Here is a 12,196-nt window from a genome sequence, read left to right as displayed (position 1 = left end):
ACCACCCCACTGACAATCGCCCTGACCTGAGGTTTCTCTGCGCCGAGGCCGATTGTCAGTGCCTGGGTCCAGCATGGTCGGCATGAATCCGCAGGGGGAACGCCGGACGGAGGATCAGGTGCTCGCGCTCGCACCTGACGCTGCATCACGCAAGGCGGGCGCGCGGCTCGGGGTGCCGGGCCCGTGGTCGGGCGCGGGTGCCCGCACGGAGGGGGGTGCAGGCGCGGTCTGGGGGGAGTGCCGGGGCAGCGGCAGCACGCCGTACCGGACGGTCGTGGATCTGGTGGACGAGGCCGGTCCGGGCTTCCACTGCACGTGCCCGAGCCGCAAGTTCCCGTGCAAACACGCCCTGGGGCTGCTGCTGTTGTGGTCCTCGGGCGGGGAGGCCGTGGCGGTCACGGCAGAGGATCCCCCGGCCTGGGCGGGCGCCTGGCTGGACCGGCGGAGGCAGCGCGCCCGCACGGCGCCGGAGGCCGTGGCGGGGTCGGGCGGCGGGTCCGGGAAGCCCGCGGCCGACAGCGAGTCGGCCCGGCGCCGGGCGGACCGCCGGGCGCAGCGCATGGCCGCGGGTGCCGCGGAGCTGGAGCAGCGGCTGGTGGATCTGCTGCGGCACGGCCTGGCGGCCGCCGAGGGGTCCGCGTACGGGCAGTGGGAGGAGACGGCCGCCCGCATGGTCGACGCCCAGGCGCCGGGTCTGGCTTCGCGCACAAGGGAGTTGGCACCGTTGTCGGGTGCGGCCGGGGCGTCGCGGCTGCTGGAGGAGTGCGCGCTGCTCCATACCCTCAACCAGGGCTTCCTGCAGGCGGACCGGCTCCCCGGGCCGCTCGCGGCGACGGTGCGCAGCCGCGTCGGGGTCGGTACGGACGCGGCAGCCGTGCTGGCCTCGGCCGTGCCCGTCCGCGACCGCTGGCTCGTCCTGGCCCAGCAGGACGGCGACGACAGCCGGTTGATCATCCGCCGCATCTGGCTCCACGGCACTGCGACGGGCCGGATGGCGCTCCTCCTCTCCTACGGCGGAGGGGGCAGGGCGCCCGAACTCTCGCTGCCCGCAGGCCTCGTGCTGGACGCCGACCTCGCCTTCCACCCCTCGGCCCGTCCACTGCGGGCCGTCCTGGGCGCCCGCCACGCACCTCCCGCCCCCTCCCCCGCGCCCCCGCCGGGGGCCGGCACGGAGGCGGCCCTGCGCGCCTACGGCGAGGCTCTGCGCGACGATCCCTGGCTGGACGCGTGGCCGGTGGTCCTGTCGGACGTGGTCCCGGTCCCGGATCCGGAGCAAGGCTGGCAACTGGCCGATGCCGGCGGCGAGTCGGCGCTGCCCGTCGACCCGCGGTGCAGCGACCGTACGGGCCTGTGGCAGCTCGCGGCGATATCCGGCGGCGGCCCGGTGACGGTCTTCGGTGAATGCGGTCACCGGGGCTTCGCACCGCTGGCCGCGTGGGCGCCGGAACTCGTGACACTGTGAAGGGAATCGAGGCATGACCACCACCCCGTGCGCCACCGCGCACACGCCCTCCTGGGGCGAGCTCGTCGCCGCCGCCCTGCTCGGCACCGAGCGGCGCACCCCGCCCGTGCAGCCGCGCCCGGGGCAGGATCCGGCGGCAGCGCTGCTGGACGAGGCCGCGCTGCGCACGGTGCAGCGGCGCGCCGCCCTGCTGCCGGCGGCGGCCAGGGCCCGTCCCGATACCGCCCCGGACGATCCGCGTCCGCCGCTGCCGGCCGCCGCCGCCCGGCGGTTGGCGTTGCTGCTCGCCGACCGGGCGGGTTCCGGCGGCGCGGGCCGTCCGGGCTACGCGCCCGATCTGACCGAGCTGCTGCCGCAGTGGCTCACCGCCGCCAACGGCCACGGCTACCGGGCTCCCGCCGCGCTGCTGCCCGGCCTGCTCGACGCGGCCCGCGCCCGCAGCGACCTGCGGGCGGAGGCCCTCGCCCTGGCCGGGCCGCGCGCGCTGTGGCTGGCCCGGCTCAACCCGCAGTGGGCGTACGCCCTGCGCGGCACCGCGGCGGGCAGCGCGGCGCTGCCCTCGGCAGCCGGTGAACAGGTGTGGCACGAGGGGCTGTTCGCCGAGCGGGCCGCTCTGCTGACGTCCCTGCGGCGCGGCGATCCGGCGGCCGCCCGGGAGTTGCTGGCCACCACGTGGGCCGAGGAGCGCGCGGAGGACCGGCTGATGTTCCTCGACACCCTGCGGGAGGGCGTCTCCCTCGCGGACGAGCCGTTCCTGGAGCAGGCCCTGTCCGACCGCAGCCGCAATGTGCGGGCCCTGGCGGCCGAGCTCCTGTCCGCCCTCCCCGGCTCGGCCCTCGCGGCCCGGATGGCCGAACGGGCCCGTGCCTGCGTGGCCCTGGACCTCGCCGGCACCCGCGAGGACCGGCGCATAGCGGTGGAGGCGCCGCCCGAGTGCGACAGCGCGATGCAGCGGGACGGCGTGGTCGCCAAGCCGCCGTCCGGCAGGGGCGAGCGGTCGTGGTGGCTGACCCAGCTGGTCGAGGCCGCGCCCCTGGCGACGTGGTACGAGCGGCTCGGCGTCACGGGCGCGGCCGAGGCGGTGGCCCTGCCGGTGGCCGACGGCTGGCAGCCCGATCTGCACGCCGCCTGGTGCCGGGCGGCCGTGCGACAGCGGGACGCCGCGTGGGCGAGGGCGCTGCTGGGCCCGGCGACGGCGCCGCCCGCGCCGGAAGGGGGGACGTGGCGCGACCCGGCGAAGCTGCTGTCGGCCCTGCCGCCCGCCGAACGGGCCTCCTGGGTGGCCGACTTCATCGCCGCGCACGGGCTGTCGGACGCGTTCCGGCTGCTGGGGGTGTGCGCGGTGCCGTGGGCGGAGCCGCTGGGGAGGGCGGTGGTGGATGCGCTCGACATCGCGCGGGACGCGGGGAGTTATCCGTGGAGCTTCAGCGGGGTGATGGGGATGGCGGAGCGCTGCCTCGACCCGGCGGAGGCCGGGCGGCTGGCGGTGCTCACTTCGGCGCCGGACGAGGAGTCGGCTCCGCCGGGGGCCTCCGGCTACTGGGCGGAGGCGTTCCGTCGGCTCGTGGGCACGCTGCGGCTGCGGGGGGTGATGCGGGAGGAGTTGGGCGCCCCGTAGGGGCGCGGGGCTGTTACATCATGCGGCTTCGCCGCGTGGGCGCGACCAGCCCCCACCGGCCCTCAGCCGACGCACCACCCCAGGGGTCCGGGGCGAAGCCCCCTGGGGGCACCTCCTGGGGGCACCCCCAGCGGTAGCTGGGGGAGGTAGCTGGGGGACTCGACTGCGGGCGCATCGTGGCCGATCGCGCAGTTCCTCGCGCCCCTTCGGGGCACCGTGGTGCCCCGATCAGCCCACCGCGTGGCGCACGTTGGCGTTGACCCACTCCACGATCGATGCCGTCGTGGCGCCCGGGGTGAAGATCTCCGCGACCCCCAGCGCCTTGAGCGGCGGGATGTCCTCGTCCGGGATGATGCCGCCGCCGAAGACCTTGATGTCCTCGGCGTCGCGCTCCCGGAGCAGCTCCAGCACCTTGGCGAACAGGGTGTTGTGCGCGCCGGACAGGATGGACAGCCCGATCGCGTCGGCGTCCTCCTGGATCGCGGTGTCGACGATCTGCTCGGGCGTCTGATGGAGCCCGGTGTAGATCACCTCCATGCCCGCGTCGCGCAGCGCCCGCGCGATGACCTTGGCGCCGCGATCATGGCCGTCGAGCCCCGGCTTGGCCACCACCACGCGGATCGGACCGGTCACTCCCATCACTGCCTCCATGCACTACCGCCGCCAACCGGCCGGGGATGTGAACGAACGTTATCCACAGCATCCCGCAACCGGCCGTTTCGCGGTGGAGAGCGAGGGGGAAATCACACGTGGGACACCACGTTCGCTTCTCACCGCTCCCGTTTCCCGCGTCTCACGGGCCGCAGCGCCGCCCGGACCCCAAGAGCCGCCGGGCCGCGGGGCGGCCACGAGGGGAGCCGCGGCGAGGCCGCCGTGCCGCAGAGCCGTCCCAGCCGCATGGCTCAGCGGTGCGGCAGGCAGCGCACAGCTGCCCGCCAGGGCACACGGGGGACAGTTGCCCTGCATGTGTGCCGTTCGGGAGGTCGGCCAATGGGGGCCTTGCCCTATCTCCGCATGCTCGTACGCCCTTCTGCCGCTCTGCTGCGGTCCACGGTGCTCGAGCTGTTGATCCTCACGGTGCACGTCCTGCTCTATCCGACGGGCCTGGCGCAGGAGCGCCGCCCCCCGCCGCCTGCCGTCTCCGGGCCGCGGAGCGAACAGGAGGGCGACGGCGAGGACCGCCCGCCGGTGCTCCTCCTCCACGGCTTCATCGACAACCGCTCGGTCTTCGTCCTCCTCCGCCGCTCCCTGCGGCGGCACGGCTGGCAGCACGTCCTGACCCTCAACTTCTCGCTGCTGACGTGCGACGTCCGCGCCGCGGCCGCGCTCCTCGCCGGGCACGTCGAGGAGGTCTGCGCCCGCACCGGCAGCCCGCAGGTCGACGTCGTCGGGCACAGCCTCGGCGGCCTGATCGCCCGGTACTACGTGCAGCGGATGGGCGGTGACACCCGGGTCCGCACCCTGGTCACGCTCGGCACCCCGCATGCCGGCACACACCTGGCGGGCATCGTGCCCGGGCACCCGCTGGCCCGGCAGATGCGTCCCGATTCCGAGATCGTCGCGGAGCTCTCGGAACCTGCGCCGCAATGCGGCACGCAATTCGTCAGTTTCTGGAGCGAGCTCGATCTCATCATGATCCCGGTGGAGACTGCACGGATCGATCATCCGGATCTGATCTCGCGCAGTGTGCGGGTGAGCGGCGTGGGTCATCTCGCCCTCCCCGTGCACGCGGAGGTGGCCGCCGGCATCCGGCAGGCGCTGACCACGGAGGAGACGGCGGACGGCCGTGCCGGGGCGGCCTCGGTGGCCTGACCGACGGGGTCCCGTACGGCCCGTTGTCGAACGTATATCGAACGTCAAGTCGAGCCGCCCGGGTTCAGTCCACCAAAAGGCGGCTAAATGCCCGACGTCCGCATGCCCGAAACGTGGGGAAGATTGTCGCCGTCGCATACCGCCGGGTACAGTCGCCGCTAATTCTCCTGCCCCCAAGGCGAAATGGAAGTGGTGGTGAACGACCGTCACCCGTCGGCGGGCCCGGCTCCGGCCGTTCCCGCTCACGATGCCTCCTCCTACGGGCACTACGCCCCGTCGCCGTACGAGCAGCAGGACAACGCACCGCAGGGCTACGCCGGATACGCCTACGACACGTACGCCTCCGGCGGTTCGGGGCACTGGGAGACCACCAGCACATGGGGCGCCGCGAGCGGGCAGACCCAGACCTGGGACTTCAGCGGCTACGACCTCGGCGACGGCGGGCAGCCGACCGGGCTGGGGGACAGCTCCGGCTGGGCCGCGGCCGGTTCGTACGACACGTACGGCTCCGGCGTTTCGGAACACCCCGGTGGCTGGGGGACGAACGCGCACGCCGCGCAACAGCCGCCCGTCGACCAGGCCATGACGCAGACCTGGGACACCTCCGGGTACTACCCGTCCTGGAACACCTCCGCCCAGTGGGACTTCACCGGTTACTCGCAGACCCAGGCCTGGGACACCGGCGGCTACGCCGGGACCGCGCCGGAGGCGGCCCCGGAGCCCGAGCCGGCGCCCGCGGTCGTCCCCACCCCGACCCTCATGACCGACGTGTCCGCCGTCTCCGGGTTCTCCGGTGTGGCCGACGCCGAGACCTGCACCATGTCGGTCCTCGACATGGAGGAGGCGGAGGCCCCGGCGGCGGAGCCGTCCCCGGCCGCCCCCGCCCGCAACCGCCGCAAGGGCGCTGCCTCGCGCGCCGGTTACCGCCCCCGCCGCCGGGCGCTCCTCACGGTCGCCGTGCCCTCGGTGGCCGTCATGGGCGTGGCCGGGATCGCCGCCGCGTCCGTGGCGGCCGGCGGGCACAAGGACACCCCGCACACACAGGCCGCCCCCGAGCAGCCGGTGAAGCTCTCGGCGGCCAACAGCAAGCTGGACACCCAGCTAGCCGGTCTCAGCAAGGGCGCCGACGACTTCGCCTCCCGCGCCAGCCGCAACCAGGAGCGGCTCGACCTCCAGGCCCGCCAGGAGGAGGAGCGCAAACGCAAGGCGGAGGAAGCCGCCCGAAAAGAGGCGGAGCGCCCGAAGTTCGCGCTCCCCGTCAGCCAGCACGGCCTGAGCGCCTTCTTCGGACAGGCGGGCGTCAACTGGATGTCGGTGCACACCGGCATCGACTTCCCCGTCAGCTACGGCACTCCGGTCATGGCCGCCACCGACGGCACCGTCAGCACGCAGTACAACGTCGCCTACGGCAACATGGCCAAGGTGACGTCCGCGGACGGCACCGAGACCTGGTACTGCCACCTGAGCAGCTACAAGCTGCGCTCGGGGAAGGTCAAGGCCGGGGACGTCATCGCCTATTCCGGCAACTCCGGCAACTCCACCGGCCCGCACCTCCACTTCGAGGTCCGCCCCGGCGGCTCGGCAGTGGACCCCCTCCCGTGGCTCCGCAGCCACGACCTGGACCCGACGTAGGAGGCCCCGCGCCCGAAGGGGCGCGGGGCTGCTTTCGATATGCGGCTCCGCCGCGTGGGCGCGACCAGCCACAGCCGACCCGCAGCGAAGGCCAAAGCTAAAGCTTCTCCACCGGCGCGTACCGCAAAAGCAGCCGCTTCGGCTTCTCCTCGCCGAAGTCGATCGTCGCCTCGGCGTTGTCCCCGCTGCCCTTGACCCCGACGACCGTGCCGAGTCCGAACGAGTCGTGCGTGACCCGGTCCCCGACGGTCAGGGAGACCACCGGACGGTCCTTGGCGCGGCGCGTGGCGAACCCGCTCGGCCCCGCCTTGCCGGAACCGGAACCCGAACCGCGCGACGACGCGAAGCCGGACGTGATGCCCGAGCCGCCGCGCCCCGACCCCATCGAGCCCATCGTCGCCGAGGGCGTCGCCGGCCCGGTGCGCCGCCAGGTCACGTACTGGTCGGGGATCTCCTCCAGGAACCGCGACGGCGGGTTGTAGGAGGGCTGGCCCCACGCGCTGCGCATGCTCGACCGGGTCAGGTACAGCCGCTCGCGGGCCCGCGTGATGCCCACGTAGGCGAGCCGGCGCTCCTCCTCCAGCTCCTTGGTCTGGCCGAGGGCGCGCATGTGCGGGAAGACGCCGTCCTCCATGCCCGTGACGAAGACGACCGGGAACTCCAGGCCCTTGGCCGTGTGCAGGGTCATCAGCGTGATGACGCCGGTGCCCTCCCCCGCGGCGCCAGCCGCTGATCTCTCAGCCTCGTCGGGGATCTGGTCGGAGTCGGCGACGAGCGCGACCTTCTCCAGGAAGTCGGCCAGGGTGCCCGGCTCCTCCTCCGTGCGCTCCTGCTCGAACTCGAGGGCGACGGCTGCGAGTTCCTGGAGGTTCTCGATGCGGGTCTCGTCCTGCGGGTCGGTGGAGGCCTGGAGTTCGGCGAGGTAGCCCGTGCGCTCCAGCACCGCCTCCAGGATCGTGGCGGGCCCGGCGCCGGACTCGACGACCGTGCGCAGCTCCTCCATCAGGACGTTGAAGCGCTTGACGGCGTTCGCCGAGCGGGCGGCCATGCCGTAGGCCTCGTCCACACGGCGCAGCGCCTGCGCGAAGCTGACCTTCTCGCGCAGCGACAGGGCGTCGATCATGGCTTCGGCGCGCTCGCCGATGCCGCGCTTGGGCACGTTGAGGATGCGCCGCAGCGGCACGGTGTCCTCGGGGTTGGCGAGCACCCGCAGGTAGGCCAGGACGTCGCGGACCTCCTTGCGCTCGTAGAAGCGCACGCCGCCGACGACCTTGTAGGGCAGGCCGACGCGGATGAAGATCTCTTCGAAGACGCGGGACTGGGCGTTGGTCCGGTAGAAGACGGCCACGTCGCCCGCCTTGGCGTCGCCGGCGTCCGTCAGCCGGTCGATCTCGTCGGCGACGAACTGGGCCTCGTCGTGCTCGGTGTCGGCGACGTAGCCGGTGATGGCGGCGCCCTCGCCGGCCTCGGTCCACAGGTTCTTCGGGCGGCGGTTCTCGTTGCGCTCGATGACCGCGTTGGCGGCGTTGAGGATCGTCTGCGTGGAGCGGTAGTTCTGCTCGAGCAGGATCGTGGTGGCGTCCGGGTAGTCCTCCTCGAACTGGAGGATGTTGCGGATGGTGGCGCCGCGGAAGGCGTAGATCGACTGATCGGCGTCACCGACGACGCACAGCTCGCCGGGGCCCTCCTCGCCCGCGTTCTCCGGCGTGCCGACCAGCTCGCGCACGAGCGTGTACTGGGCGTGGTTGGTGTCCTGGTACTCGTCGACCAGGACGTGCCGGAAGCGGCGCCGGTAGTGCTCCGCCACGTCCGGGAAGGCCTGCAGCAGGTGCACGGTGGTCATGATGATGTCGTCGAAGTCCAGGGCGTTGGCCTCGCGGAGCCGGGCCTGGTACATCGCGTACGCCTGGGCGAGCGTCTTCTCGAAACCGTCCGCGGCCTGCCCGGCGAAGGCCTCCTCGTCGATGAGCTCGTTCTTGAGGTTGGAGATCTTCGCGCTGAAGGACTTCGGCGGGAACTTCTTCGGGTCGAGGTCCAGGTCGCGGCAGACGAGCGCCATGAGCCGCTTGGAGTCGGCCGCGTCGTAGATCGAGAAGGAGGACGTGAAGCCCAGCTTCTTGCTCTCGCGGCGCAGGATGCGGACGCACGCGCTGTGGAAGGTCATCACCCACATCGCGTTCGCCCGCGGGCCGACGAGCTGCTCGACGCGCTCCTTCATCTCGCCCGCGGCCTTGTTGGTGAAGGTGATCGCGAGGATCTGGCCCGGGTGCACGCCGCGCGCGCCCAGCAGATGGGCGATGCGGTGCGTGAGGACGCGCGTCTTGCCGGAGCCGGCGCCCGCGACGATCAGCAGCGGCGAGCCGGTGTGCACCACGGCCTCGCGCTGCTGCTCGTTCATCCCCTCCAGCAGAGCCGCCGGATCGACGGCCGGGCGCACGGCGCCGTCGCGGTAGTACGCCTCGCGGGGGACGGGCACGTCGAATGCCCCGCCGAACAGGTCGTCCGGCAGGGGCTCCGGGGCCGCGTCGTCCTCCGGGGGCGGCGGAGGGGGCTCCTCGTCGGAGGGGGCCAGGTCCGCCAGGAAGCTGTCGTCAAAGAGGCTGCTCATCGCCTCCCGAGTCTAGGCCGCCCCGCCGACAGCCGGTCCCGGATCCGGTCAGGCCGTGGTCACACCCACAGCACGGCGATGAAGACGTTGGCCGTCGTCAGTGCGCCGACCGTGCCGAAAGCCGCCGCGTCGACCTTCTCGTCGTCGCGCTTGACGTACACCAGCCCCAGGATCACGACCAACAGCGCAAGCTTCAGGCCGATCTTGAAGTTGTTGAGCGTGTCGCCCTGGGCCTGGTTGAGGCCGACCAGCGCAACGCCGGTGACCAGCATGGTGAGCGCGCCGTGCAGCATCGCGGGGACCATGCGCGCCTCCCCCTTGCCCATGGCCTTGATCTGGGTCAGGAAGCCGCCGAGCAGCGAGGCGATGCCGATGATGTGCAGAGCGATCACGGCGTGAATCAGTACGTCCATGAGAACCGACATTAACCGGACGCATAGCACCCGCTCGTCATGAGGTCCGGCTGGAACACCGCATCGGTCACAGGAGGCAATGATCCTTCCGCACCCGCCGGGGCAGCCTGCCGGACACGATCGCCAAACCGACGATTACGGGCATTACCGGTCATGCCCGTTTCCCGCGGATCCCGCGGTTTAGCGTCCTCCTGCAGACGGCGGCGGCCCGTTCTCTCCCCCCTCGTGCGGGCCGTCGCCGGGCATCGTCTCTGCCGGACCGGAAGGAAGTGACGGCCACCGTGGCGTCGCACCGCAAGCCCAGGCTCCACCAGCTCGCCGGCACGACCGTCCGGACGGCGGCCACCCTCGCCCTGGCGGGCGCCGCCACCGCCACGGCCCTGGAGGGCACCGGCCACGCCTCCCCCGCCCTCTCCCCCGCACAGGCCAAGGCCCAGGTCGCCCGCTACTACCAGCAGGCCGAGGCGGCCACCGAGCAGTACGACGGGGTGAAGGAGCGGGCCGACCGGGCCCAGCAGCGGCTGGACGGACTCCAGGACGAGGCCGCCCGCAGGACCGAACGGCTCAATGCCGCCCGCAACGCCCTGGGGTCCTTCGCCACCGCCCAGTACCGCGAGGGCGGCATCCCCGCGACCGTCCGGCTCTTCCTGTCCTCCTCCCCCGACCGGTACCTGGAGCGGGCCTCCATGGCCGACCGCGCGGGCTCCCGGCAGGCCGCCGTCGTCGCGGCCGTCCAGCACGACCTGCGGGACGTCCGGCAGGTACGGACCACCGCCGAGGCCCAGCTCACCGAGCTCAGGACGGACGAGGCCAGGCTGGCTCAGCACAAGCACACCATCGAGACCAAGCTGGCCCAGGCCCGGCAGGTGCTCGACCAGCTGCCGTCCGAGGAGCGGGCGGTCGTCGAGAGCGGCGACACCGGAACGGCCGTCCGGGCGGCCGGCAGTGCAGCAGGCGATGCGGCAGGCGGCGCGGTGAAGTCCGTGACGGGGGAGGGGAGTTCCTCCACCACGGTGCACGAGGCGGCCTCGGCCGTCTCCGGACGGGCCGCGCAGGCGGTGGCGTTCGCCTACTCCGCGCTCGGCAAGCCCTACGTCTGGGGGGCGACGGGCCCGTCCTCCTTCGACTGCTCGGGCCTGACGCAGGCCGCCTGGCAGGCGGCCGGGGTGTCGCTGCCGCGCACCACGTACACCCAGATCAACGCCGGGCAGCGGATCGCCCGGGACCGGCTCGCCCCGGGCGACCTGGTGTTCTTCTACCCGGGCATCACCCACGTCGGGCTCTACATCGGCGGCGGCCGGATGATCCACGCCCCGCACCCCGGGGCGCCCGTGCGGATCGCGCCCATCGACGAGATGCCGTTCGCGGGGGCGACGCGGCCGGTCTGACGGCCGTTGCTGACGACCGCTGTCGAACGGGCCTACGCCGTGGGCGCCTTCAGCTGCTTGGTCAGCCACCGGAAGACGTCCGGCACCTGCTTCTTCCACACCGCGGTGCCGTGGCCGCCGGCGCCCGCCGGTATCAGGGTCACCTGCACGGTCGTCGGCGGCTTGGCCGACTGCTTGATCGCCATGCCCGCCTGGTAGCCGTCGGTCTCCGCACCCGAGAGGAACAACGCCACGCGGGGCGGGGTCTGGGCGCGCTGGAGCATCTTCCAGGGGTTGTTCTCGTCGCGCAGCTGCGGGGTCTTGGCGGTGAGCGAAGCGGGCTCGCCGACAGGGTCGTTGTAGCCGGACAGGCCCACGCCGGCCCGGTAGCGGTCCGGGTGCGCGATGGCGAGCTTGGCCGCGCAGTGCGCTCCGGCGGAGTAGCCCGCGACCGCCCAGCCGTCGGCGGAGTCCTCGGCCCGGAAGGTGTCGGTGACCATCTTGCGGACGTCGACGCTGAGCCAGGTGTCCGCGTTGACCTTGCCGGGGATGTTGGCGCAGCCGGAGTCGGTGTCGCCGAGGAGGGTGGTGCGGGGTGCCACGATGATGAACGGGGCGACCTCGCCCTTCTCCATCAGGGGCTTGAGCTGCGTGTTGACGTTGAGGGAGCCGAACCAGGCCTTGGCGGAGCCGGGGAAGCCGGGCAGCACCTCGACGACGGGGAACTTCTTGTTCTGGTACGCCGGGTCGTTGTACTGCGGCGGCAGCCAGACGTAGACCTCGCCCTCCACGCCCGATATTCGGCCCTTGAACTCGGTCTCCTGGACGCCCGGGCCCATCCGGTTGTCGGAGGCGGGCTTGAACTTCTGCACTTCCTTGGGGCCTTCGTCGGCCTTGCGGCCGCCGGTGCCGTCCGGCCCCAGGTCGGCCGCCGCCTTGACGTGGTTGCCGGTGCCGAACAGATCGGCCCAGCTGTCGAAGAGCCCGTTGGTGTTGTTGACGATCACGAAGACCAGGACGACCGCCGTGATCTGCGCGAACAGCAGCATGAAGAAGCGCGTGATCTGCCGGACCGGCCTGGGCCCGCCGATCTTCGCCCAGAGGGTGAGCGGCAGGGCGAGGGCCAGCACCACCAGGACGATCGCGGTCAGGAAGAAGGGCGTTCCTGTCAGGCTCATCGGGCGGTGGCTCTCGTTCGGCGGAGGTGGTCTCGCCCGTGGTAGATGCCCGGCGGGGCCCGGAGGTTCCGCCGGGGTGAGCCACGGCACAGCGGGCCTTCCCCCA

9 protein-coding genes are annotated in these 12,196 nt (G+C 72.8%); 5 read left to right on the top strand and 4 right to left on the bottom strand.

The window, feature by feature from the left end; genetic code table 11:
* The first annotated feature begins 82 nt into the window (after positions 1-82).
* Positions 83-1,462: an SWIM zinc finger family protein gene (locus tag ACWD4B_RS09575; protein WP_451420238.1), complete on the top strand. Its 1,380-nt coding sequence runs from the start codon at positions 83-85 to the stop codon at positions 1,460-1,462.
* 13 nt (positions 1,463-1,475) lie between these two features.
* Positions 1,476-3,080 (top strand): DUF5691 domain-containing protein, encoded by a 1,605-nt coding sequence (locus ACWD4B_RS09570; protein WP_451420237.1) that lies wholly within the window; start codon positions 1,476-1,478, stop codon positions 3,078-3,080.
* 228 nt (positions 3,081-3,308) lie between these two features.
* On the opposite strand, the gene ACWD4B_RS09565 is transcribed toward ACWD4B_RS09570, so the two are convergent.
* Positions 3,309-3,719 carry a cobalamin B12-binding domain-containing protein gene (locus ACWD4B_RS09565; protein WP_336414774.1) on the bottom strand — a complete coding sequence of 137 codons (411 nt, stop codon included), beginning with the start codon at positions 3,717-3,719 and terminating at the stop codon, positions 3,309-3,311.
* A gap of 375 nt (positions 3,720-4,094) precedes the next feature.
* On the opposite strand from ACWD4B_RS09565, the gene ACWD4B_RS09560 reads away from it, so the two are divergent.
* Positions 4,095-4,892, top strand: coding sequence for an esterase/lipase family protein (locus ACWD4B_RS09560; RefSeq protein ID WP_451420236.1), 798 nt, complete (start codon positions 4,095-4,097; stop codon positions 4,890-4,892).
* 195 nt (positions 4,893-5,087) lie between these two features.
* Positions 5,088-6,524, top strand: a complete 1,437-nt coding sequence (locus ACWD4B_RS09555) for a M23 family metallopeptidase (RefSeq protein WP_451420235.1) — start codon at positions 5,088-5,090, stop codon at positions 6,522-6,524.
* Positions 6,525-6,621: 97 nt separating this feature from the next.
* Here ACWD4B_RS09555 and pcrA read toward each other — a convergent pair whose 3' ends face one another.
* Both pcrA and ACWD4B_RS09545 read right to left on the bottom strand, forming a co-directional pair.
* Positions 6,622-9,132, bottom strand: coding sequence for a DNA helicase PcrA (gene pcrA / locus ACWD4B_RS09550; RefSeq protein WP_451420234.1), 2,511 nt, complete (start codon positions 9,130-9,132; stop codon positions 6,622-6,624).
* 59 nt (positions 9,133-9,191) lie between these two features.
* Complete coding sequence (locus ACWD4B_RS09545; protein ID WP_451420233.1) at positions 9,192-9,545, bottom strand: hypothetical protein; 354 nt, start codon at positions 9,543-9,545, stop codon at positions 9,192-9,194.
* 281 nt (positions 9,546-9,826) lie between these two features.
* Between ACWD4B_RS09545 and ACWD4B_RS09540 the strand changes: the two genes are divergently transcribed.
* Positions 9,827-10,933, top strand: a complete 1,107-nt coding sequence (locus tag ACWD4B_RS09540; RefSeq protein WP_451420266.1) for an NlpC/P60 family protein — start codon at positions 9,827-9,829, stop codon at positions 10,931-10,933.
* 32 nt (positions 10,934-10,965) lie between these two features.
* Here ACWD4B_RS09540 and ACWD4B_RS09535 read toward each other — a convergent pair whose 3' ends face one another.
* The gene (locus tag ACWD4B_RS09535) at positions 10,966-12,090 is read right to left on the bottom strand and encodes an alpha/beta hydrolase (protein WP_451420232.1); all 1,125 of its coding nucleotides are present in this window, start codon (positions 12,088-12,090) and stop codon (positions 10,966-10,968) included.
* Positions 12,091-12,196 lie beyond the last annotated feature (106 nt).

It is taken from the genome of Streptomyces sp. NPDC002536 (assembly GCF_053594995.1).
This window is presented reverse-complemented; position numbering and strand designations above follow the sequence as displayed.

Bases quoted from the DNA above. Each gene is read 5' to 3' on its own strand.
- ACWD4B_RS09570 (WP_451420237.1), top strand. From the start codon at position 1,476: ATGACCACCACCCCGTGCGCCACCGCGCACACGCCCTCCTGGGGCGAG.
- ACWD4B_RS09560 (WP_451420236.1), top strand. From the start codon at position 4,095: ATGCTCGTACGCCCTTCTGCCGCTCTGCTGCGGTCCACGGTGCTCGAG.
- ACWD4B_RS09535 (WP_451420232.1), bottom strand. From the start codon at position 12,090: ATGAGCCTGACAGGAACGCCCTTCTTCCTGACCGCGATCGTCCTGGTG.
- pcrA (WP_451420234.1), bottom strand. From the start codon at position 9,132: ATGAGCAGCCTCTTTGACGACAGCTTCCTGGCGGACCTGGCCCCCTCC.
- ACWD4B_RS09565 (WP_336414774.1), bottom strand. From the start codon at position 3,719: ATGGGAGTGACCGGTCCGATCCGCGTGGTGGTGGCCAAGCCGGGGCTC.
- ACWD4B_RS09545 (WP_451420233.1), bottom strand. From the start codon at position 9,545: ATGGACGTACTGATTCACGCCGTGATCGCTCTGCACATCATCGGCATC.
- ACWD4B_RS09575 (WP_451420238.1), top strand. From the start codon at position 83: ATGAATCCGCAGGGGGAACGCCGGACGGAGGATCAGGTGCTCGCGCTC.